The organism is Breznakiella homolactica (genome assembly GCF_016616095.2).
GTDB lineage: Bacteria > Spirochaetota > Spirochaetia > Treponematales > Breznakiellaceae > Breznakiella > Breznakiella homolactica.
The window spans coordinates 3,078,863-3,102,813 of the sequence record NZ_CP067089.2; the positions used below are offsets into that span (position 1 = coordinate 3,078,863).

Annotated in this window: 18 protein-coding genes; 12 read left to right on the forward strand and 6 right to left on the reverse strand. The window is 52.0% G+C overall.

From position 1 onward, the window contains the following. The first annotated feature begins 129 nt into the window (after positions 1-129). The 3 genes from JFL75_RS13890 (at position 130) to JFL75_RS13900 (ending at position 8,789) form a co-directional block, all read left to right on the forward strand. Complete coding sequence (locus JFL75_RS13890) at positions 130-5,862, forward strand: alpha-2-macroglobulin family protein (protein WP_215627275.1); 5,733 nt, start codon at positions 130-132, stop codon at positions 5,860-5,862. Then, positions 5,855-8,206, forward strand: a complete 2,352-nt coding sequence (gene pbpC, locus JFL75_RS13895; RefSeq protein ID WP_215627276.1) for a penicillin-binding protein 1C — start codon at positions 5,855-5,857, stop codon at positions 8,204-8,206. The genes JFL75_RS13890 and pbpC overlap by 8 nt, the downstream gene beginning before the upstream one ends. Before the next feature lie 82 nt (positions 8,207-8,288). Next, positions 8,289-8,789, forward strand: a complete 501-nt coding sequence (locus JFL75_RS13900) for a hypothetical protein (protein WP_215627277.1) — start codon at positions 8,289-8,291, stop codon at positions 8,787-8,789. A 7-nt stretch (positions 8,790-8,796) separates the two neighbouring features. On the opposite strand, the gene JFL75_RS13905 is transcribed toward JFL75_RS13900, so the two are convergent. Then, entirely contained in the window at positions 8,797-10,173 is a 1,377-nt protein-coding gene (locus tag JFL75_RS13905) for a mechanosensitive ion channel family protein (protein ID WP_223292656.1), read from the reverse strand. Positions 10,174-10,393: 220 nt separating this feature from the next. Here JFL75_RS13905 and JFL75_RS13910 point away from each other — a divergent pair, with 220 nt between their 5' ends. After that, a complete protein-coding gene (locus tag JFL75_RS13910) occupies positions 10,394-11,638 on the forward strand; it encodes a right-handed parallel beta-helix repeat-containing protein (protein WP_215627278.1) in 1,245 nt (414 codons plus the stop codon). A 118-nt stretch (positions 11,639-11,756) separates the two neighbouring features. Here JFL75_RS13910 and JFL75_RS13915 read toward each other — a convergent pair whose 3' ends face one another. The 3 genes from JFL75_RS13915 to JFL75_RS13925 all read right to left on the reverse strand — a co-directional run bounded on the left by JFL75_RS13915 (position 11,757) and on the right by JFL75_RS13925 (position 14,108). Beyond that, on the reverse strand, positions 11,757-12,215 hold the full coding sequence (locus JFL75_RS13915) for a GNAT family N-acetyltransferase (protein WP_215627279.1): 459 nt from the start codon (positions 12,213-12,215) through the stop codon (positions 11,757-11,759). 159 nt (positions 12,216-12,374) lie between these two features. Beyond that, complete coding sequence (locus JFL75_RS13920) at positions 12,375-12,962, reverse strand: hypothetical protein (RefSeq protein ID WP_215627280.1); 588 nt, start codon at positions 12,960-12,962, stop codon at positions 12,375-12,377. Between the two features lie 39 nt (positions 12,963-13,001). Further along, complete coding sequence (locus JFL75_RS13925; RefSeq protein WP_215627281.1) at positions 13,002-14,108, reverse strand: Acg family FMN-binding oxidoreductase; 1,107 nt, start codon at positions 14,106-14,108, stop codon at positions 13,002-13,004. Between the two features lie 134 nt (positions 14,109-14,242). Here JFL75_RS13925 and JFL75_RS13930 point away from each other — a divergent pair, with 134 nt between their 5' ends. From JFL75_RS13930 to JFL75_RS13940, 3 genes are read left to right on the forward strand one after another with little or no spacing between them, the layout of a single operon-like run. Beyond that, on the forward strand, positions 14,243-14,857 hold the full coding sequence (locus JFL75_RS13930) for a TetR/AcrR family transcriptional regulator (protein WP_223292657.1): 615 nt from the start codon (positions 14,243-14,245) through the stop codon (positions 14,855-14,857). Then, a complete protein-coding gene (locus tag JFL75_RS13935; RefSeq protein WP_215627283.1) occupies positions 14,854-15,303 on the forward strand; it encodes a DUF2141 domain-containing protein in 450 nt (149 codons plus the stop codon). Before JFL75_RS13930 ends, JFL75_RS13935 begins: the two co-directional genes overlap by 4 nt. Positions 15,304-15,314: 11 nt before the next feature. Beyond that, entirely contained in the window at positions 15,315-16,076 is a 762-nt protein-coding gene (locus JFL75_RS13940; RefSeq protein ID WP_215627284.1) for an EFR1 family ferrodoxin, read from the forward strand. Positions 16,077-16,083: 7 nt separating this feature from the next. Here the strand turns inward: JFL75_RS13940 and JFL75_RS13945 are convergent, their stop codons facing one another. Further along, a complete protein-coding gene (locus JFL75_RS13945) occupies positions 16,084-16,680 on the reverse strand; it encodes a YkgJ family cysteine cluster protein (RefSeq protein ID WP_215627285.1) in 597 nt (198 codons plus the stop codon). Between the two features lie 169 nt (positions 16,681-16,849). On the opposite strand from JFL75_RS13945, the gene JFL75_RS13950 reads away from it, so the two are divergent. Next, positions 16,850-18,928: a serine hydrolase domain-containing protein gene (locus JFL75_RS13950; protein WP_215627286.1), complete on the forward strand. Its 2,079-nt coding sequence runs from the start codon at positions 16,850-16,852 to the stop codon at positions 18,926-18,928. Between the two features lie 55 nt (positions 18,929-18,983). Further along, the gene (locus tag JFL75_RS13955; protein WP_215627287.1) at positions 18,984-19,739 is read left to right on the forward strand and encodes a DNA/RNA nuclease SfsA; all 756 of its coding nucleotides are present in this window, start codon (positions 18,984-18,986) and stop codon (positions 19,737-19,739) included. A gap of 26 nt (positions 19,740-19,765) precedes the next feature. Here the strand turns inward: JFL75_RS13955 and JFL75_RS13960 are convergent, their stop codons facing one another. Continuing rightward, positions 19,766-20,965 (reverse strand): MFS transporter, encoded by a 1,200-nt coding sequence (locus tag JFL75_RS13960; protein ID WP_215627288.1) that lies wholly within the window; start codon positions 20,963-20,965, stop codon positions 19,766-19,768. Positions 20,966-21,089: 124 nt separating this feature from the next. Between JFL75_RS13960 and JFL75_RS13965 the strand changes: the two genes are divergently transcribed. The 3 genes from JFL75_RS13965 to JFL75_RS13975 all read left to right on the forward strand — a co-directional run bounded on the left by JFL75_RS13965 (position 21,090) and on the right by JFL75_RS13975 (position 23,918). After that, a complete protein-coding gene (locus JFL75_RS13965; protein ID WP_215627289.1) occupies positions 21,090-22,001 on the forward strand; it encodes an AraC family transcriptional regulator in 912 nt (303 codons plus the stop codon). Between the two features lie 118 nt (positions 22,002-22,119). Beyond that, the gene (locus JFL75_RS13970; protein ID WP_215627290.1) at positions 22,120-23,040 is read left to right on the forward strand and encodes a hypothetical protein; all 921 of its coding nucleotides are present in this window, start codon (positions 22,120-22,122) and stop codon (positions 23,038-23,040) included. 89 nt (positions 23,041-23,129) lie between these two features. After that, positions 23,130-23,918, forward strand: a complete 789-nt coding sequence (locus JFL75_RS13975; RefSeq protein ID WP_215627291.1) for an esterase/lipase family protein — start codon at positions 23,130-23,132, stop codon at positions 23,916-23,918. The last annotated feature ends 33 nt before the right edge of the window (positions 23,919-23,951 follow it).

Consider the following 23,951-nt stretch of genomic DNA (forward strand, 5'->3'; position numbering starts at 1 on the left):
TACCTTTTCATATATTAAAGATTATATAATAATCCATGATATTTACAGAAAATATCACTATATATATGTATGAAAATGAATAATAATTACTCTACGGAAGACTAATCCATCAGGGAGGGAAAAACAACTATGGCCGGTAATTCTGATAAGGAACCGAGAAACTGGATACATTTTTTCTTGGGGAGGTATTCTCCTCCGGAATTCATAAAAATCGCGGTAAACCGGATAAAGACCTCCGTATTCCCATGGATCAGGGAACATTCCAAAACAATCAGAAAAACAGCCCTCATTGCCGCGGGTGTGATTATTGTGTTTTTTGGGATCCTCGTGGGTTATTCATTTTACCAGTCCCGCAAACCCCAGCCGATCGTTATACGGTCTTCCGTTTCCAGTCCTTCCTTTATACTCGACGAGCAGACATGGGAGCCCCTGGTCATCCGCTTTAACGGATCCGCGGCGGAGCTCGAGATGATAGACAAAGAAGTTGAAACCGGAATAACCGTGAATCCTTCGATTCAGGGGACCTGGCGCTGGGATGGTGATACGTCATTGGTTTTCACCGCGTCGCAGCCCTGGGCTATCGGAAAAAAATACACCGTCAGTTTCGGCAAGGATTTTTTCCCTTCCCATATAAAAACAGAAAATTCCGTATCTTTTACAATAGATGATTTTGAGCTGTATATCGGTTCCGCAGAATTTTATATCGACCCCGAAAACAGCAGCATTAAACGGGTCCTGTTAACCGCCACCAGCAATTATCCTATGGATCCCGCCACCATCGAAAACAGCATCGTCATAGAACCCCAGATTACTTCCAGCTCCGGCCAGCTTCAGAAAAAACAGTATTCATATACCGTCTCTTATAATAAAACCTTTACCGCCGCGTATATTGTTTCGGAACCCATCGGCATGCCCGCGAAAACCGTACCCATGAAGATCACCCTTCAAAAGGGCGTCACCGCGTCAGGCGGCCAGGGCCGCCCCGCTGAAATGCGGACCGCGTCGGTAGAAATTCCCGGAATGACCTCTTATGTAAATGTTCAGAATGTTTCCCATGAGCTGATAAAAAACAGCGAACAGCTGTATGACCAGGTGTTTATTCTCACCACCCAGGGATCAATAGACCAGGAGGAACTTTCCAAAAACATCTCGGTGTGGGAACTCCCCGTGGACCGGCCGGAACTGCCGGGAATAAAAGAGGCGAAAAATTACCGGTGGGGCTCTACCGACGAAATGGTTCCGGAGGTGCTTACCATCTCCCGGAAAGTCGAACTCGAACCTATTCCGAACGAACTCAAATACAATTCGGTAAACAGCTATAAATTCTCCGCCCAGCCCGGACGGTACCTGTACGTCAAACTGAATAACGGCGCTCAGTTTTACGGAGGATATTTCCTGAATGATCCCTTCGGGACAATTTTCCAGGTACGGCAGTACCCCAAGGAACTGGCCATCCTTTCGGAAGGATCTATTCTTTCATTTACCGGGGATAAACGGCTGTCCATGCTTACCCGGGGCGTGGATAAAGTAAAATACACCATCGGTCGTATCAGGCCGGATGATATCAACCACCTGGTTTCACAGACCAGCGGGGATATGACCAATATACGGTTCAGAAATTACACGTTTAATGAATTCAATATAACCGAACAGTATTCCGAATCGGCTTCGGTTGTTCTGGGCAGCGAGCGGGATATCGGATATTTCTCATTTGATTTTACGCGGTACCTCGAGACCATACCGTCAAAGAATCTCCGTCACGGACTGTTTATTTTTAAAGTCCAGGGCGAAAACCCGAATTCCCAGTTCTCCGACCGGAGGCTCATCATGGTCACCGATCTGGGATTTTTCGTTAAGACCAATACCGACGGAACCAGGGATGTATTTGTCCAATCCATCGCGACCGGCAATCCCGTGAGCGGCGCGGAAGTCTCGGTCCTCGGACTCAACGGAAACGTGCTGGTTTCGGCCGTTACGGGACAGGACGGCCACGTGCAGATTCCTGGCCTTCAGAATTACCGCAACGAACGGGCCCCCACGGTATTTACGGTCCGCCGGGGTGACGATCTGTCGTTTATGCCCTTCAGCGCGGCCGGACGCGGCCTCGATTATTCGGGATTTGAAACCGGAGGAATCCAGGGAGCGGCGGACCCGAAAACACTCCGGGCATTTCTGTTCTCCGACCGGGGTATATACCGGCCGGGAGACGAAGTGCGGATCGGAATGGTTATCAAATCCGGCGACTGGAGCGCCAACCTCGCCCGGACGCCGCTGGAATATAAAGTTACCGATTCCCGGGGCACGGAAATAGTAAACCAAAGAATATCCCTTTCCCGGGAAGGGGTTGAGGATATCCGGTTCAGCACCCACGCGTGGTCCCCCACCGGAACCTATACGGTTTCGGTGTATGTGATCAGGGATGAACGGAAGGAAGAACGGGTCTTCCTGGGATCCCAGACCGTAAAGGTCGAGGAGTTCCTGCCCGATACCCTGAACGTATCCGCGGTCTTTGATCCCCTGCCCCGGGGCGGGTGGATAACGCCGTCCCAGCTTAACGGTATCGTTTCGGTGCGCAACCTCTTCGGAACACCCGCCGCGGGGAACGAGGTAAAAGCGCAGATTACCCTTGCCCCCGGCCATCAGAATTTCCGGCAGTACCAGGATTACCGGTTCCAGGATCCGTTCCTCGGAAAAAACACTTTCCAGGAATTTCTGGGCACCCAGCAGACCGACGCCGAAGGAGCCGCCGAGTTTGAACTCAATCTCCAGAAATTCGAAAAAGCTACCTACCGATTATCGTTTTACGCCGAGGCCTTCGAAAAAGGAAGCGGCCGGAACGTATCAACCCAGACATCGGTATATGTCAGCCCGCTGCAGTGGCTCATCGGCTACAAACCGGACGGCAGTTTAAACTACATCCAGCGTGATACAACCCGCATGGTTTCCTTTATCGCGGTCAATCCCGGACTGGAAAAAACAACCGTACCGGATCTTACCTTTACGCTCACGGAACTCCGCTACGTATCGGTGCTGGTAAAGCAGCCCAACGGTGTGTATAAATACCAGTCGGTGCAGAAGGAATATCCCATTTCATCGGAAAAGGTAACCATCCCCGCCCAGGGGCTGCAGTACAAAATACCATCGGATAAGGCCGGGGAATACCAGCTGGTCATCACCGGCCCCGACGAACTCGAATACAACCGCGTCGCGTTTTCCATCGCGGGAACACAAAACATTGAACGGAGCCTCAACCGGTCCGCGGAACTGGAACTAACCTTAAACCGAAATGACTTCGCCGAAGGCGAAACCATCGAGGTAATGATAAAAGCGCCCTATGAAGGCGCCGGGCTGATAACCATTGAGCGGGATAAGGTCTACGCCTATAAATGGTTCCAGGGTACCGGGGAAACAACCATGCAGACCATCAGGGTTCCCGCGGGGCTTGAAGGCAACGGATACGTAAATGTTACCTATGTCCGGTCACAGGATTCCCGGGAAATATTTATGTCCCCCCTGAGCTACGGATCGGTTCCGTTCTCCGTAAGCAAGGAAAACAGGACCAACCATATCAAACTGACCATTCCCGAAGAGGCAAAGCCGGGCAAAGACTATACCATTAACTATTCATCATCCCGGCGGGGCAAGATAATTATCTACGCGGTGGACGAAGGCATACTCCAGCTCGCGGGATACCAGACCCCGAATCCCCTGGGTTTCTTCTTCGAAAAACGGGCGCTGGAGGTAAAAACAGCACAGATCCTTGACCTGATACTGCCCAGGTATTCCATCGTCCGTTCCATGGCGGCCATGGGCGGCGGCGAAGGCTATGAGGAACTGGGCCGGAATCTCAATCCCTTTAAACGGCGGCAGAACGAGCCGGTGGCGTACTGGTCGGGTATCGTTGATACGGGCCCGGAATCCCGGTCCGTCTCATACCGGATACCGGATTATTTCAACGGGACTCTCCGGGTAATGGCGGTCTCCGTCTCGGACGATGCCGTGGGCGCCGCCGAAGACCGGTCCCTGATCAGAAGCACCTTTATTATTTCCCCGAATTCTCCCATGATGGCCGCGCCGGGAGACGAGTTTGAAATCTCCCTGACTGTGACCAATAACCAAAAAGACAGCGACGGACAGGTTCGTGTGCAGGTCTCTCCCTCCGAACACCTTACCATTGAAGGCAAAAAAGAATTCAACCTCACTATTCCGGAAGGCAAGGATGAAACCATAGCCATCCCGGTTAAGGCCGCCGGTCCTGTGGGCGCGGCGGAAATTCGTTTTGCCGCCTCCAATAAAGGGGAAACCTCCGAACTGGCTTCTTATATGAGCGTCAGGCCCCAGGTTCCGTACCGGGTGTCCCTGTACAGCGGGGCTATTAAAAACACCTCCGCGGAAGTCCCCATTGACCGGCAGGTTTACGAGGAATTCCACACCCGGGATGTTTCACTGTCGTACCTTCCGGTGGGCATGGCCAAGGGACTCTTCTTCTTCCTGGACAACTTCCCCTACGGCTGCACTGAACAGTTAATCAGCTCCGTATTCCCCTTTCTGTATCCGGAATTGTTCCGGGAGCTGGGTTTCACCAAAGACCAGGCTGAAGAAGGATTGAACCGCGTTATTGGGATAATCCAGTCTCGGCTAAAGGAAGATGGAAGCATCGGCGTATGGACCGCCAACTCGCCGTCGTCTCCCCTGGTAACCGTGTACGCCGCGCATTTTCTGATTGAAGCCAGGGACAAGGGCTATTACGTTTCGCCGGTGTTTATGAACCAGGTCCTGCAGTCCATCCGGACCATCGCCGGCGGATCGGGAACCTCCATGTACGACCTCGCGAACCGGGCGTACGCTATCTACGTCATGACCCTCAACGAAACGGTCACCACTTCATTGATAGAAAACCTTAAGCGGGATATTACCAGGAGCAACAAGGACGCGGAAACCGATCTGCCCGGCCTGTACCTGGCCGGCAGCTACGCGCTCCTCAAAAAGGATTCCGACGCGGGATCGCTGTTTTCAAAAATAAAATCATCCATGAAGAAAGACAGCTCCCTGCGTTACTTCGATGACCTTATGTACAGTTCCGTATACCTCAACATGCTGGCGCGGCATTTCCCGCAGCGGCTCCGGGATGTTTCCGAATCCCTGTTTACATCCATGGCGCAGCAGCTGGAGCAGCAGTCATACACAACCTTCTCCGCGAGCTACGCCCTGATGGCGGTGGACGCGTATCTCAAAGCGGTGCCCACCGCGGAGACCGGCAGCTTTACCGTGGTAGAACTTCTTAAGGAAAAACAGACCAGAGCTCTCACGCCGGCGGGAACAAAATTGTTCAGCGTTCCTTTCTCCGCGGAAGCCCAGGGGATAAAACTGGAAAACAAGGACCGGCTTAACCTGTTCTACCAGATAACCCTGGCGGGATTCGACCTGGAAGCCCCGAAAACGGAAACCAAAAACGGTATCGAAGTGTACCGGGAATTCCTTAATGAAGCGGGCCAGCCCGTAAATTCGGTCAAAATCGGCGACACGGTTCTGGTAAAGCTGAACTTCCGGACCCTGAATAACCGGGACATCCACGACGTTGCCCTGGTCGACCTGCTCCCCGCGGGCCTGGAACCGGATATTGAGTCTATCCGCGCGGCGGGCTCAGGCTCCTCATGGCGGCCGGATTACGTGGACATCCGGGAAGACCGCCTCGTGGTTTTCGGTACCGTAAGACCAAGCATCGGCAGCTTTACCTACCGCACCAGGGCTATAAACAGCGGCAACTTTACGGTACCGCCGTTATTCGCCGAAGCCTTATACGACAAAAGCGTATGGGCCATGAGACCCCAGGAGAACCTTAGTATCCAGAAAAATGAATAAACCCCGGAAGATATCGAAAAAAAAACTGGCCGGAGCCGCCGCGGCGGTTCTGGCTTTGTTTCTGCTTTTTCTCGGATATAATGTCCTGTTTTTTACGGTCTATAAAGGAATTTCCTTTTCACGGACCTATACCGACAGAAACGGCGCGCTCATGCATATCTTCCTCACCGGGGATGATAAATACCGGATCAAAACTTCCCTGGGAGAATTTCCGCCACAGCTTATAGAAGCGGTGCTGCTCCAGGAGGACCGGTATTTTTACGGCCACATGGGAATCAACCCTGGAGCCATGCTGCGGGCGGGCTGGGAAACCTATGTAAAAAAAGACCGGAGGATGGGCGCCTCAACTATTACGATGCAGCTTGCCCGGCTAAAATACGGACTGCATACCCGTTCCCTGCCGGGAAAAATCAACCAGACCTTCCGGGCGTTATTCCTGGAAATCTGCCTTTCAAAACAGGAAATTCTGGAAGCCTATCTCAACCTGGTTCCCTGCGGCGGAAATATCGAAGGATATCCCGCGGCGGCCTGGTATTATTTCCGCAAGGATATAAAAGAGCTGACCCTGGGCGAAATTCTGACCCTCGTAGTTATTCCCCAGAATCCCGTCAAACGGGCGCCGCTTAATAAATACGTTTCCCCGGAACTGCTCAGCGCGCGGAAAAAGCTGTACGAATCATGGCTGGCGCAGCATCCCGAGGATATACTCCTCAGCACGGAAATGGAAATGGCCCCCGCCATAGAAGCCCGGTTTCCCTACCGGGCGCTCCATTTTACGGAATACCTCAATACCCGTTCTCTGCCTCCGGCCGACCGGTACCGGACCAGCATTGATATACAGCTCCAGAATATCTGCGAGCGGGAACTGGAATCCTACCTCGTACGGAACCGGAACTGGGGAATCACCAACGGAAGCATCCTGCTGCTTGATTTCACCACAATGGAAGTACTGGCCGCGGTGGGCTCGGCGGATTATTACGACGACGCGATCCACGGCCAGGTTAACGGAACCAGCGCGAAACGGTCTCCGGGTTCAACGCTGAAACCGTTTATTTACGCCCTTGCCCTTGAGCAGGGATTGATCCATCCCGAAAAAATGCTTAAGGACACCCCGGTCGGATTCAACGAATACACCCCGGATAATTATAAAAGTGAATTTAAAGGGCCAGTTAAGGCCTGGCACGCGTTAACGGACAGCCGCAATATTCCCGCGGTACAGCTGGCCAGGGATCTTGATTCCCCCGATCTCTACGATTTCCTTATATCCGGCGGCATTACCGGTCTTAAGGAAAAAGACCATTACGGCTTGTCCGCCGTATTGGGCAGCGCGGACCTTACCATGATGGAGCTGTGTTCTCTGTACGCGGCCCTGGCTAACGGCGGCATAAAAAAGGAACTGCGGTTCCTTCCTGATTTTCCCGCGAAGCCGGGGAGCAGCACGGCGGTGCTGAGCCCGGAAGCGGCGTGGATAACCCTGCGCATGCTGGAACGGAACCCGGCGCCGGACACAACCCATCCGCAGGGCGGCCGAAATATTCCGGTGGCGTATAAAACCGGCACGTCCATCGGTTTCAAAGACGCCTGGTCCATCGCGGTATTCGGCCGGTACGTCCTCTGCGTCTGGATCGGGAATTTTTCAGGAGAAGGAAACAATGCCTTTATCGGACGGCTCACCGCCACCCCGCTGCAGTTCAGAATTATCGACGCAGTGCTTGCCGGCTACCAACCCGACGCGCGGGATATGCACCGAGCCCTTCCGCCCCGGACGGTCTCAAGTGTGCGGGTGTGCGCTGTTTCCGGGGATATCCCCGGAGAAGACTGCTCCCAGACAGTTTCAACCTGGTTTATTCCCGGCACTTCGCCAATAACGAAATGCCGCATCCACCGGAAAATATACATCGATACGAGAACCGGCTACCGCACCGATGAAACCGAAAGAGATTATATCCGCGCAGAGGTGCGGGAATTCTGGCCCACGGATCTCCTGGAAATTTTTAACCAAGCCGGGCTCCCGAGGCTCACCCCTCCGCCGTATCCGCCGGACGAAAATACCCCGGGAACAATAAACAGAGGATTTCCGCCATCGATTGTCTCACCTCTGTCGAATACCAACTATGTCATACAGCCCGGCAATGACCGGTATAACCGGCTGGTGCTGCTGGCCGGCGCGGACCAGGACAGCGGGGAACTGTTCTGGTTTGCCAATTCCCTTTTCCTCGGAAGGGCCAAACCGGACGAACGCTTTGTCTGGGCGCCAAGCCCGGGCACATGGGATCTGACGGTGGTTGATTCCCGGGGAAGATCTTCGGGAACCCGCATACTGGTAACGGAATCCGGGTTATAGCGGCGTACAGAAACCCCTTCAAAAACTCCGGTTTTCCCGCCTTCCGTCCGATACTGTAGTCATACATACGCAAGGAGTTCCCATGATACGGAAATTTGCCGGACTGGCAGTGCTGATGATTCTTGTTTCCGCCGGGCTGTACGCCGCGGACCTCTCCGGCATAAGCCGCCAGAAACCGGTGCACGTCGGTGAAGTATCGGTGCTGGTAAGCAGCGAAGTGGACAGGAACAATACCGGCAGAGCGTTTCTCATATCATTTTATTATGACGGAATCGAAGCGATTAAGGCCATGGTTTCGGAACAGCAGGGCCTCGAACTGGACGATGTCGCCTTCATCACGGAAATGGAAAACGGCAACCTGGATGTAAGCCTGGATATTGAGGAAAGCCCCGGCCAGGAAACCATGAAGCGGTATACCTGGAGATCGGCGGTGCCCGCCGATCTCAGGGCATCCATGACCCTCCATTTCGGACTCCGGGAGGACGGTTCCCTGCTGCTGTCGGTGACTGTGGTAAACGACGACAATTCCGAAGAAGGACCGTCGGAGCTGTCCTTTGACATGCCGCTGTACCTGGAAGGATAAGGTCTGCTTATCCCTTAAAGGGCATAAGAATCTGGTATACCGGCGATCTCATATCAATCTTCGCTTCGTTAAATCCGGTCTGGATGTTTTTATATAAATCAGAATAGATAGAAATTAGCACGGCCACGTCCTTGGTGTAGGCGTTTATTTCATACCTCGCGTAATAATCGTCCAGGGCGGTCTGGTGTACATAGGGTTTGGGTGAAGCCTCGATGTGAGCGGTTTTTTCCGCGGCGGCGATCAGTATTTCATGTATTTTGGGCCAGGGAACATCGTAGCCCATGGTCACGCTCACATGGATGATTAACCCGTTTTCATTTTCCTCCGAAGAGGTGGTGTAGTTAACCACATCCGATGTGAGGATCATCATATTCGGAAACGTCACGTATTCGTTTTTAAACGTCCGTATCCGGGTCACAATGGCCGACTTTTCAACCACAAATCCCGTTATCTCGTTCAGCTTTATCAGGTCCCCGGCTTTAAAGGGGCGCATATAGGTAATGACGATACCGGCGATGACGTTGCCAATGGCTGAGGTCGAACCAAGGGATATGATAAGACCCACAAACACCGAAATCCCCTGGAAAACCGGGGAATTCGAACCGGGCAGCAGGGGATAGATAGCCGCCGCCATGAAGGCGTACAAAAAGATCTTGAGAATATTGAATGTCGGCTGGGCCCAGTCCGCGTAAAACCCCTTTATCACGAGTTTGCCGTTCTGGATCTGGGCCTCGAAAAACTTAAGACTCCGCAGTATATATCTGGTAATCAGAACAATAATAACTATGGCGAAGAGATTCGGGATGAATTTAAGAATCCCCAGTCCAATGCTTTTCAGGGGAGTAAGGATATACCCGAACAATACCGAGGCAAGATTCTTTGTCAGCGGGAAAAGGCTGAAAACGATGGGTATGGTGATGTACAGCTGGAAGATGGTGATAAGGTATTTCAAAATCCGCAGCAGCAGCAGGACGGCGCTGGTAATCTGGCTGGTATTGAGGATCTGGTACTTCCTGAACATCAGCGGCTTGAAGCGGGTCTGCCCGTAGCTTTTCAGCTTTTTTCCCAGCCATTTAAAGAACAGCCAGAGCAGCCATATCAGCAGGGCCTGTCCGGCGACTATCGCCGCGGCGATTCCGAGCCGGACGATAAAAGTCATTTCCCGGGTATCGCCGGAAACCGTTTCTTCGATATTCTGGGTAATCTCCGCCGCCGCCCCCTGATCGCCGGCGGCCGGTTCCGCTACCGGAGCAGCAACTGGCCCCGCTTCCGCAGCTGCCGGCTCAGTCACGGCATTGCTCTCCTGGGCGCCGAGAGATCCCGGGAATCCTGACGTCAGCAATATGGAACACATGAGAAACAGCAGACATTTTTTTCCATTCATTTTTAACTGTCCTGTTTTTATATAATCTTAAATTATACAGCAGAACGGGAAATACATCAAAACAGAAAGGCCCAGAGGAAAGGGAGCCTGTATGTGTTATGAGTTGGGGGGAAGGCTGTAGAAGTAGATTTTATAGAAAAAATAAGTATACGTGATATATTTAGGACGTAGGTACTGTATAAACATAGAATAAAAAGTGCCCGACATAGGAGACATGAGTATGGTTGTTTATTCAAGCGGTTTTTCCATAGCTTCATTCTTTCACAGATCTATCGGGACAGCACTTTCAATTCTTTTAGTAACCTTTGCTCTTGCTTTTACAGCCTGTTCCAGCCCAGCAGGCGGAGACAATACCCCACATACCCACACCTGGGGTGAATGGACGGAGACAAAAGCCTCCACATGGACAGAGACCGGCGAAGAAACACGGATCTGCGAAATAGACCCCTCCCACATCGAAACACGCACAATAAATAAGGGCGGCAATGTTCAAACCACCAATGACTGGAATCAAGCCATAGAAATTATCAAAAACGGCGGAAACAACCAGGATTATACCATCACTGTCAGCGGGACTGTCCCGGTTCCCGGCAGCACCGGCTCTACCTTTGGTTCGGTAGACAAACTGACCGTAACACTAACAGGGGACGGTACGCTGACCCTGAGCAGCACGGGTAACATGTTCTATATACTAGGAACTTCTCTCACACAAACCCTTGTAATAGACGGCCCGGCCCTTCAGGGACGAAGTGTTAATGACAGCTCATTAGTGAAAGTTTCCGATAGCGGTGCGGCACTGGAACTAAAAAGCGGAACCATCTCCGGCAATATGGGAGGCGGTGTGGATGTTAGCTGGAATGGGAACTTTACCATGAGCGGCGGAACCATCTCCGGCAATACTGCTAATAATGGCGGCGGTGCGACTCTTGGCGGCGGTGTGTATATTAACACGTATGGAAACTTTACCATGAGCGGCGGAACCATCTCAGACAATACCGCTGATCACGGTGGTGGTGTGACTTTGAACAACGCTGCAATTCTCACCATGAATGGCGGAACCATTTCAGGCAATACTGCTAATGATGGCGGCGGGGGTGTGTCCATGACTAACGCTGCAACCCTCACCATGAATGGTGGAACGATATCCGGCAATACTGCTAACAGCAGCAATGGCGGCGGTGTGTCCATGAGTAACTCTGCGGTTTTTACCATGAGCGGCGGAACCATAAGTAACAACACTGCTGGCATGAATGGCGGAGGTGTGTCCATGGCTATCATTTCAACCTTCACTATGAACGGCGGCACGATTTCCGGCAATACTGCTAACAGCAGCAATGGCGGCGGGGTATTTGTGTCTTTTCAGGACGAATTTAACGGAACCGCCGCAACCGGTTCTTATCCGAATAGCTGGATTAAAAACAACTTCGCCCCTGCGGGAACCCCTAATCAAGTAGTAGTGCAATAGTAATGTTAAAAAGCGGCAGTATTATACCGCCCTGTGTAACGCGGGGCGTTTTTTATCGCTGAACCGGCAGGCGGCCCGGATTTTACTGTAACCATAAACGTGATACCATGTATCTGAGTTAATTTTTCCTGAATCCGATTTTTTCATATAATTTTTCAGCGGGAATGTTGCCTTCCAAAATATCCAGCTCAGCTGTTTTATATCCGTTATCAAAAATAGTATTCACCGCGTATTTTATCAATTGTTCGCCGTATCCTTTTCTCTGATATTTTTTCAAAACAGATAATGATGAAATATAATTTTTCACCCAAAGAATACTGCCGATAATTTCCTCTTTATCAAATAAAAAATAAAATGTTTTTGTATGTTCAGAAAAATAACGCTTAATAGTTTCCAATTCTTTTTTGCCGCTGTCACTAAGTTTATACGGCAGGATATTATTTCGTTTTCTTAATTCAAAAAACAATTCTGATTCCATTTCAATTTCTATCTGAAAATACTCCTGTTTATATTGTACCGGAGTAATAAAAACATCAGTAAACTTCGGACCGTCATAAAAATATTTTATGTCGCTCATTTTATTTTTTCTCCCGCGGTTTACATAGTTTTTTATAATCCCTATTGTATCAAAATATAAATAACAATCCGGATACGCGCCTGAAGCATTCTATATTTACCATTCTTTTCCGGCTAGATCCCAAAAGGCAATACGGCTCCGCGTTTTCAATGGCTCTTTTCACTTCCTGTGCCGTATAAAAATTGATATTCCCGCCGACCCATAAATTTTGCCGCTTCCGTAGCCTAATGGGTAGTCAGGGTGTTTACTGTTTCTGGCCAATCCATAATACGTATATCCGATTTCCGCGTAAGCGCCTATCACTGGGGTGAACACATACCTTCCGCCGATATTAATCCCGCAAACTATACCATTTGGAACCGCGTCTTCATCTAACTGCGGTCCCCATACTCCGAACGCCCAGCCGATTTTCCCGAGAAGAAAAATATCAATACATTCACTTCTGATGAACTTCGGGTGCCAGCCAAGGCGGAAAATTACGGGGATACCGAAGACAGCGGTGTCCCCGGTTTTACCGCCGCCCAGCCCCGATTCAATGCCGTAGGAAATACCGGTCTTTCCGCTGGGAATCCAGTCTGCCGACAGGGAGCCTCCCCAAAAAACAGAACCATCATCGTGTTCTCCGGCGCTGAATGTTCCGGCGCCAAAGGCGCCGTTAAAAATTACGCTGTTGGCGGGGTATTCCATGGACGCGGCCGCCATACTAAACCCAAGGAACAATAACGTTCCTAAAGCTAAAATTTTCATAGGGTGTCCATATATAAATCCGGGCGGGCAGCGCCGGTTTTACGGTTCAAGAAAAACAAATTCCCGCAGGGGCCGGCGGATCCGGTTGTTTTCGCCGTAATCCTTTACGTAACCCGCGCGCATTACCATCTGAAAAAATTCTCCGCCGGGGATTGCCGTTGGCAGCTTCTCCCGGGTTTCAGTTTCCTCCAGGGCCTGGCTCATGGGATGCAGTGATATTCCTTCCGCCGCGGCCCGGAGCCAGACCGCTTCCATGTCCATCCCGGCCTGTACGTAACCCCGGGGTGTATGTCCGCCGGTGACGACAAAAAATCCGGCGCAATTATAGAGCTGTTTTTCCGCCGTGTTTATCGAGGTCTTGCCGAATTTTTCGGAGGCCGCCTTTTCCCGGTCTGTGGTCAGGTAATACAGTTTTTTGACAATCCCCGAAAGTCCAAGCTGTTCCGCCGGGAGTCCGTCGGCGGTCCGGGCCGCTTCGTCATCGGAGAACCGGAGCCATTCCGCCAGCTCTGCCCGGGCCGCGGGGGAGGAACTTTGGATCACGTTGGCTTCCATGGTCAGATCCCTGAGCGCGCCGAATTCTTCGGTGCCCTTGGTGTAAATCCGGAGCGTTCCCGGAACGGACGCCTCAAGCCGTTCAACGGCCCCGGCATCCAAGGGCCTGTCCAGGTATTTGCTTTTGTCCGTATGGCGGATTTCCATAACTTTAAGAATTTCCGGATCAGCAGTTTCCGCGCTTCCTCCGGTAACAGTCACCGACGCGACCAGGGGATTTTCCTGTACGGCGATGGTTCCGGGGATTTCAATATCACCGGTAAACCCGTACGCCCCCAGCGCCTGCCGCAGATTTTCCAGGAAAGCCCCGGCGGATATAAGCGACTCCCGCCCTTCAGGGTCCACCACCGGCAGAAGCCGGGAGGAATCGAGATACACATTCAGGGTTTTACCGTCCCCGCTTACGCCTACTTTCCACATCTGGGTGTTGTGGCCGTTGGGCGCCAGGGACGCGTAGTACAGGACCTCCCGCAATTCCCGGGAAAGGGTAAACTCCGTGGCCGTATCCTTTTCAACCAGGCGCTGGGATGAGGAGCATCCCGCCAGAAGCAAAACCACAATTCCGTATAATACAATCTTCATTGTTTCCATAGTTTTCTCCGCCAAATAACAGATAAATACTCACAAGAACCAGAGAAAACTCTGGTTCTTACCCATGAGGACCTTGACTTTTCGTGTTTAACAATGTTAACATAACACTGTTAAGTTAACATTGTCAAGTAGGAATGGAAACAGTGAAAGAACCCAATACCGAACTTGCCGGAGAGATCCGGAGAAAAACTTTGAATCTGCTGATCAATAAAGAACCCGAAGAAATATCCATGCGTGAAATCGCCCGGGAATGCGGGGTAAGCGCCACCACCCTTTACTATTACTATACCGACCGGGAAGCCCTGTTCGAGGAGGTAAAACGGGACTGCCTCGCGGCCATGGACCGGTACATCGCGAAGAAACTGCGGCCGGTCAGCGATCCTGCCCGGGGGGTCCGGAAAATGCTGGAAGCCTTCCGGGACTGGTGCCTGGCGTATCCGAGGATCGCGCTGCTTGTGATGGACCGCTTCAAAGCAAACCGGGACGCCGGGAAGGAGGAACTCAAATTCTACTACCGCAGTACCCAATTGGGAAAAGAAATCCTGGACCGCGCGGTCGCGGCGGGACTGTCGAAAAGCACCGATACCCTTCTGGACACATCCCTATGCATTGCCGCTATATGGGGAGCGGTCCAGTCGGTACTGCTCAACAGGACAATCCCGGAATACTGGGACAAGGGAAAACAATTCACCGACCGGATGATTGACCTCTGCTGCGGCGCGGTGCTGACCGGCGGCGGGAAAAAATGAACAGCCGCTGTACCATGAGAAGAAGGTTCCTTCTGTTTTGCTGTATCTTCGGTGCGGGTTTCTATGCCCATCCGCAGGCGGGCGGCGCCAAAGGCGTTGTGGTGGAAATACACAATGTAAAACCCTCCGGCGGTACCGTGCATATTTCCGTTTCGCTGAGCGAGGCATCCTACAAAAACCGCAGCCCCGATTTGCTTTTTGAAGTTTCCCCGGCGGATACCGTGATACGGCGGGAAATACCCCTCCCCATGGGTGAATGCGCCATAAGCGTATATCAGGATACAAACCAAAACGGAAAGATGGATACCGGGCTGTTTGGGATTCCCAAAGAACCGGTGGGAATTTCAAACTGGAACGGCAGCGGACCGCCGGGGGGATTCAGAAAACAGTCGGTAACCATAAACGCGGAAACAGCCGCGGTGAGAATAGATCTGCATCAGCTGTAAAAGGTGGATATATGATAGGAATTTATTTCAGCGGAACCGGAAATACGAAATACTGTGTCGAACGGTTTGTACATTATTTTGACAGCGCCACTATGGCGGTCTCAATAGAACAGGACAATATCGACGCACTGCTGGCGGATCACGGTACGGTTGTCTTCGGGTATCCCGTTTATTACAGCAACATCCCCAAAATTGTCCGGGACTTCATAACGGATCATAAAAACAGTTTCGCCGGGAAGAAAATATTCATCATCGCAACCATGGGCCTGTTCAGCGGGGACGGAGCGGGCTGCTCCGCGCGGCTGCTGAAAAAATACGGGGCGTCGGTAACCGGCGGTCTGCATATAACAATGCCGGACTGCATCGGTGATGTAAAACTGCTGAAAAAAAGCCTTGAGAAAAACCGGGCCCTGGTCAGGGCGGCGGAGAAAAAGATAGACGCCTCCGCGGAACGTATGAAACAGGGAAGGCCGGACCGGAATGGGCTGAATATCTTTTCCCATGCCGCGGGGCTTTTCTGCCAGCGGCTTTGGTTTTACGGCGAAACCAATTCCTACAAGAGCAAACCAAAAATTGACCGGGATAACTGTATTGTCTGCGGGATCTGCGTAAAAAACTGTCCCATGAAAAACCTCAAGCAGATAGAAGGTTCAATAATTTCCGGAAAAAAATGCACCCTCTGTTACCGCTGTGTAAGTACCTGTCCGGCTAAGGCCCTGACAATTATCGGAAAAAAAGTATACGAACAATGCCTTCTCGATAAATACGCGTAATTCACCGTTACGAAACCTGGGGAAAAAGCGGCGCGTCATCATCGGGATCTTTCGGCAGCCCGGAAGCAGTATACCCCCTGAGATGGAGGAGAAACCGGATTTTATCCAGCGCGGGAGGCAGCGCTTCCCGCAGCGGTATGGTATCACCGGCGGAATCGGGAAGCAGGAAATCCGCCTCCCGGGCCAGGTCAGCCATTACCGGAGGCAGAGTATGGTACCGCCACTGCAGTTCGGGTTCTTCCATGGTCCGGTGTTCAACCTGCTGCATATATTTGCAGGGCTTGTACCGGATTATGTTGTTCTTTCCCCGGTCACCGGAAAACGCAAACAGCCGGCAGATAAGCGGCCGGGCCGGATACACCGGGCATTGGTACGCGCTGGAAGCATTGTGGTACACACAGCCGGTTCTGTCCGCGGGGTACGGATGGAGAACGGTCCCGCTGCACACGATCCATGACGCAAGCAGCAGGGCTTCAACTTCCAGAATGGCCGGCTCAAATGTTCTGCAGCATTCACCGCAGCCCGAAGGGCACCGGAACGGACTGGCCGTGATCCACTGCCGCTGAGCTTCGTCAATTCTCCGGTATATACCCAGCAGACCCAATAATGGCCCCTTAAGGGCGGTTCCTTCCAGCAGAGAAGGGATAGAAAAAAGTAATGGTTCCATGGTGTGAAGGATGGCAGTATATATTTTTATCAGCCGATTGTCAAAGACCGGAAATTTCATTGCCTAGGGCATATAAAAATGCTAAGCTCCCCGCCAAGGAGAACCAATGACCTCAAGAAAAATCTCAGGATTCCTTCTGGCATTTCTGTCCACGTTCCTGATACTTTCCTGCGCCACCGGAAGCGTCCGGGAACGCGGACCCCGGAACAGTATAGAAAAAGCCGCGGCGGAAGGCGCCGCCGAGCTTCTGAAATACAACAGCGCCAGCGTCCAGTACGCCCTTATCGACGGGGATACGGTCGTCCTCTCCGGACAGGCCGGCGTGTACGAACGGGAATCGGATAAACCCCTGAGCAATACCACCATGTACGGCATAGGTTCCATAAGCAAGATGCTCACCGCCGGCAGCATCATGATGCTGGTTGATGAAGGTCTGATAGATCTCGAAGCTCCCATAATAAAATATATTCCCGAGTTTACCATGCGGGATGAACGGTACAGAGCGATCACCGTCCGGATGCTGCTGAACCATTCCTCAGGGATTCCCGGAACCACCTTCAACGACGGATTCCTCTTCGACGTACCCACCATGGCGGCCCATGACAATCTGCTGGCCCACCTGGCTCAGGCCCGGCTCATCGACGAGCCCGGAGCCTTTTCGGTGTACTGCAACGACGGTATCACACTCCTGGAAATCATCACGGAACGGGTCAGCGGGAAAAGCTTCAGCCGGTTTTTCGCGGAACGTATCGCCGAACCCCTGGGCCTAAAAAATACCAAAACCCCGGCGGATAATTTTGACCGGGCACAGCTGGCGCGGATCTACGGCCCCTTCTACGACAAGGCCCTGCCCAACGACGTGGTGAACGTCTTCGGTTCCGGGGGCTTCTACTCCACCGCCGAGGAAACAAGCAAAATCGGCCTCCTCCTGGCGGGTAAATATCCGGAGCTTCTTTCGGAGGAATCGGCGGAGCGCATGATGGCGGAGGAATACCGCCGGGGCGTCTGGTTTGCCGAGGACGAGAATACCTTTGCCTACGGCCTGGGCTGGGACAGCGTCCGTTTAAGTTTCTTTGAGAGCCGCTACGGCATCAGGGCCGTCACCAAAGGGGGAAGCTCCCTGTTCAGCAATTCCGCGCTGGTGGTGCTCCCGGACTGCGGCCTGGCCGCCGTGGTGGCTACCTCCGGGGGCTCGTCCCTGCTGAACACCATCCTTGCCTCCCGGATTCTGGAGGAGGCCCTGCTGGAAAAGGGGATCATCTCCGAAATCATCAGGCCGGCCCCTGCCTTGCCGCCGGCTAAGCAGCCTATGCCCGAATCCCTGGCCGCGTTCAGCGGCCGCTACGCCACCGCCCTGGGCCACGATATTACCATCGATATCCGGGACGGCGGATTTACCCTGGCCGACACATTGGGCCTCAGCGGTCTTCTGGGACTGCAGGCGGTAAGCGAGTATGTGTATACGGGAAACAACGAGTTTACCAGTACCGACGGTTCCACGGTGGTGAGCTTCGACCGCCCCGGAAACGGCGAGACCTACCTCAAGCAGGACGTCCGCTTCGGCCTTCCCGGAACCGGGGATTCCCAGCTCATTTACTATTCCGGCCAGAAGCTGCCCGCGGGAGCACCCCTCGCCGGGACGACCCGGGAAGCGTGGCAGGCGAGAGACGGCCAGCGGTACTTTATCCTGGACGACCACCCCGCATCCCAGCTGTACTACATGCCCCTGGTCAGCATCGATCTGGAGGTGAATCCGGACAGCGGATTCACCTTGGGTTGCCGGATCACCGGGCCCGACACAGCCGAAAGTATTACCCGGATTCCGGTGATGTTCGGATCCATGGTTTCGGATATGGAGTTCTTTACCCAAAACGGCACGGAGTATCTCAAGGCCAAAGGTTTCACCTGGATCGGCGAGCGGAGTATTCCCGGTTTTGAGAATACCGGAACGGTTACCATCGGGAGCGGCGGCTTCGCCCGGTATTTCAAAATTACCGAGGCCGACGCGGGAAAACAGATCACTGTCTCCGTCCCCGCGGGTTCTTCCTTTGCTGTGTACGGCAAGGATAATTTCTGCCGCTACTTCTCCGTGGTAAACCATGAGGAAAGCGCTGTCCTGCCTGAGGGCGGGAAAATCGCCTTTATTGGGAGGCCGGGGGATATCTTTTTCACGGATATCCGCTGAGCCCGGAAGGGCCGGCGCGGGATGGTTACTATCAGTAAAATGGATTGATGGAAAAATGGAAAAGAAAGAGACAGTACCTGGTGATATACAGTTTGATGTACCTCTTAAAGAAGGCCTTATCCTGGAACGGGAAAGCCGGTTCACCATGCGGGTACAAATACGGAAGGAAGCCGTCTCCTGCCATTGCCCGACCACCGGAAGAATCGCGGACATCGATGTTTCCGGCCGGCCCTGCCTGCTTTCCCGCAGCAAAGACCCGAAACGGAAAACACCCTACACGGTTGAGGCCTTCTCACTGAACAAGCCGGGAGACAAGGCCAAATCCTGGATTGGAATCAATCAGAATGCCGTGAACCGCTATGTTGAGCATTACCTGGCGAACGGCGGTTTTTCCGGGATTGTCGGGACCGGCAGAACCGTATACCGGGAACAGTTTCTTGGGGAGTCAAAGCTGGATTTTCTTGTGGACAATATTTATCTGGAAGTTAAAACTCCTCTCCAGCAGCTTCAGATTGAAATCCCTCCCTATGTAAAGCTAAAAAAATCCGCCCCCTTCAGCTCCACGGACCGTTTTGTCAGACACATAACGGAGCTGGCCGGGAGTCTTCAGAAAAACCAGCGGGCAATTCTTCTGACCTGTTTTATCTACGACAATCCGGGATTTACGGTCATTGAAAAAAGCACAAACTATGAGCAGGTGCAGGCGGCGGTGGCCCGGAGCCAGTCCCTGGGAGTTGAGATCTGGCAGGCCAATTTCGGAATCAATAAAAACGGTGTCAAATTGGAAAAATATTTTCCCCTGGAAATTTAACTCTTTGCTTATATGTATCCGGCAAATCAAATACCGGCGGCCGTCTGCGGTTCCGCGTTCGGGGCTTTCCGGTTTTTCCTGTATATCAGGTGTACCGCCAGGATCATCACGATCAGCAGGGCGCCGAGATAAAACGGGAACAGGCCGTACCCGGTCCGGGCGCCGAGAACCCCGAAAAGCGGCGGCATAAAGGTTGTTCCGATATACGCGCAGGCCATCTGGATTCCCATAACGCCCTGGGACTGTTCCGTTCCGAAGGTGTTTGGTGTTTCATGCAGAAGGCTCGGATAAATCGGCGCGCATCCCAGACCGATCAGGAAAAAACCGGCGGTAAGCGCCGCTTCAGGTAAGGGTATTACGATGCACAGAATGCCAAGGGCAATACACAGCTGCCCCAGGCGGATCATGTTCTTCTGTGTAAGCTTCATTGAAAGAAAACCGGAGAGAAACCGTCCCAGGGTTATACCGATATAAAAGAGCGATATCCATCCCGCGGCTCTATCCGCGGGTACGTTCCGCACCACCACCAGGTATGTGCTTCCCCAAAGCCCGGTGGTCGTCTCCAGCCCGCAGTAACAGAAAAATGAAATCATGGTGGACTTGGCTTTGGGCAGTCTCAGAAGCCCCGGAATTCCGGCGGACTTACGTTCCTCCGCGTTACCTTCCGCGGAAACGGATCCCGGTACCCGTTTCCAGAGAGGCAGGGAAGCAATGAGGACCGCAACCAGGGCAAACTGGATAATACTGACTCCCCGGTATCCCGATTCCCACATGCCGGTTTTACCGAGGAGGTACGCCAGCAGTATCGGCCCCAGGGACGCGCCGATTCCCCAGAAACCGTGGATCCAGTTCATGTGGGAGGCCTTATAATGGACGGCCACAAAATTATTGAGCGCCGCGTCAACGGAACCGGCGCCGAGGCCCAGGGGAACGGCAAACAGGCAGACCATCATAAAGGAATTGGAAAATGAAATCCCCAGCAGGGCAAAGGCGGTCATGGCGACACTGACCAGGGTAACGGAACCGGTTCCGATTTTCCGGATCAGGGTGTCGCTGAACAGGCTCGATACGATGGTTCCGCCGGCGATGATCATGGAGATAAAACCCGCGTAGGATACGTGAACACCGAACCCTCCGTACATGGAAGGCCAGGAACTTCCAAGCAGGGAATCGGGAAGGCCCAGACTGATAAAAGCGACATAAATAATAACCGAGAGAACTGCCATAGCTGTTTCCTTTGGGGATTACTTGACGGAATAATACCGTAACTATGATAATAGTATTGAAAATGAAGCGATAATAGCATTATTACCCAAATATATATAAATATAGTACCAAAAAGGTGATGATATGGAATTACGGCGGATAAAAGTGGACCATACGTTCAGGGAACGTATACAGTACAGGGATATGTTTTTTCCCGTGGATATCTGGACCGATGAATACCGTATGTTTGTGGACCATACCATGAACTGCCATTGGCACAGTGAATTTGAGTACGGCGTCGTTCTTTCCGGGAAGCTTGATTACTATATCGGTGAGACATATATTCCCCTGTCCGCCGGGGACTGCGTATTTATCAATTCCAACGCCATGCACATGGCAAAACAGCCCGCGGGCCGCACCGATGCGGTAATGTTTACCATTGTATTTCCTCCCGCTTTGTTCACCGGCACGGCGGGCAGCACTGTGTACGAAAAATATTTCCGGCCGGTGATTGACGCGCAGCTGCAGGGTTTTAAAATATCCGTAAAAAACATTTATGGAAAAAAGATTCTGGATGATCTCCGGGAAACCTACGGACTGGATAATTCCGGTTTCGGATATGAACTCCGCTGTCTCAGTCTGCTCAGCCGAGTCTGGCACAATACGGTATCGTATATTGCGGCGGAGAATATTCCGTTATCAACGAAGCGTACCAGTCCGCAGTATGAGAAACGGGTAAAGGAAATCCTGTCGTTTATCCATGAACATTATTCCGAGCCGCTGACCATTGATGAAATTGCCCGTGCCGCCGGTATCAGCCGCAGTGAGTGCTTCCGCTGTTTTAAAAAATTCATAAATAAAAAACCCGTCGAGTATATTATTGAATACCGCCTGGCCCAGGCGGCGAAACGGCTGCTCGGCGGTGACGATACCATTACGGAAATCTGCCTGGACTGCGGCTTTTCCAGTCCCAGCTATTTCGGAAAACTTTTCCGGGAAAAATACGGTGTCGCCCCCCTGAAATACCGGAAGAATTTCCGCCGCGTCCCGGCATAGGCCATATACCGATTAACCGGCGCAACCGCGGCCTGGCTTTGTATATATTGTGAACTTTACCGTGATATAGTAGTAATAAAAGACAAATAATAGTAACACCGGCGGAAGGAGGTCCTTGATGAAACGTACAGTACTGTGGGCGGCGGTGCTTCTCTGTGCCGCGGGCCTCAACAATCTGCGGGCGGAAAACGCCGTCGAGAGCTCCACCAGCCTCAATCTGCAGGCGTCCACCCGGCCGGAGGCGCGGCTCAGCCTGATCCAGGGTTTTACCTTCCCGATCCTGCGGGGGGAAAATCCCCTTTTCGCGGGCAACAACATCGCGGCGTCCGCGACGGCCGAGATTTCTCCGGTATCGGTCAACGCGGTGGGCCGGGTTTCCCTGACTCCGGTGGCGTTTCTGCAGGTAAACGCCGGCGGCCGGGCCGGCTCAGGGTGGAATATGCCCCTGGGGACAGGGATCGGCATTAACCGGCGCACCGGCCAACACGACGCGGAAACAGACGGGTCGGCATTTAACGGCCTCCTCTGGGCGGCCTGGGCGGGGACAACCCTGCAGTTCGACCTGGCCGCGGTCATACCCGGGGACTGGAACCACGTGGTCGCCATGGCGTACAACGAAATCAATTACCGGGGATACAGCGCCGCCGAAAAAGATGAAGCATGGTACTTTGAAAACGACGAAGGCGAAAACATGAACGGATTCACCTTTTACGGCAGCTACGTCCTGGGTTATCAGATGCCGATTTTCTTTAATATGGCGGCCTTTATGGCGGAGCTTCACATGTCCTTCTACGACACCCCCGGGCGGGATCTCTGGGGAGACGACCTGCCCCGGTGGGTTTTTTCCGGTCTCTTCAATTTCAAAATTATAGAAAATCTCGAAGCCGCGCTTATTGTCCAGTTCAGGACCATGCGGAATTTTACCAGCGAAACCGAGGACTATGAATTCTACCAGGACCGCCGGATGGTTAATTCCGGGAGCAAGTACCATCTGGAATTCTACCGTGTCGCCCTGAATGTAACCTATAAAATCCGGTAGCGGACGTTCTATGAACGGCAGGCGGTTCGCAAACACGGCGCGGTATCCGGAATTTACGGCGCAACTATTCAGGCTGGAATAAACCGTTTATGGAAAAAATTGACTTACAGTATCCATTGGTACTGGTACACGGAATTGTTGCCCATGACAGAGGCGGCATAATTGATTTTTGGGGAAGGATCCCAAAGGTTCTAAAATCATACGGAATTGATGTATATTTGGGCAACACGGATTCATGGGGAGATTATGGATCCAACGCAAAATTACTAAAACAAACTATCGATGATATATTGGCGGGGACCAATAAGCAAAAAGTAAATATTATAGCCCATTCAAAAGGCGGTTTGGATTCGCGGTATTTAATCTGGAAATATAATTTCGGGGAAAAAATAGCGAGCCTTACAACGATTGGAACGCCCCATCATGGGGTTGATATTGCGGAATTAATAGATAAACAAAAAATTGTTCACAGCAGAATAGCGAAAAAAGCCTTACACGCATTCGGAAAAATATACGGCGATAAAGACCCCAATTTATATAACGTTAACACCCAATTAACACCAAAATATATGAAAGACTTTAATGAACAGGTCCCTATGGATAATAGCGTCTATTATCAAAGTTATTATACAACCATGAGAAATTCTTTTGATGACCTGATGTTTTTTTATTTGCATTTGTTCACAAAAATAAAAAACGGAAGCAACGATGGGGTGGTAACCAAAAAGTCAGCGGATTGGGGAGAAAATGTTTTTGAGATAAAAGGCGGCATATCCCACGCGGAAATACTGGATATAAAGAAAAAGAAAATATCCGGGATTGAAATACCGGAAATATACGTAGATATAGTACAATGTCTCAGTAAAAAGGGATTCTAAAATAGTTGAATATGTATTAAATAAATGTTAACC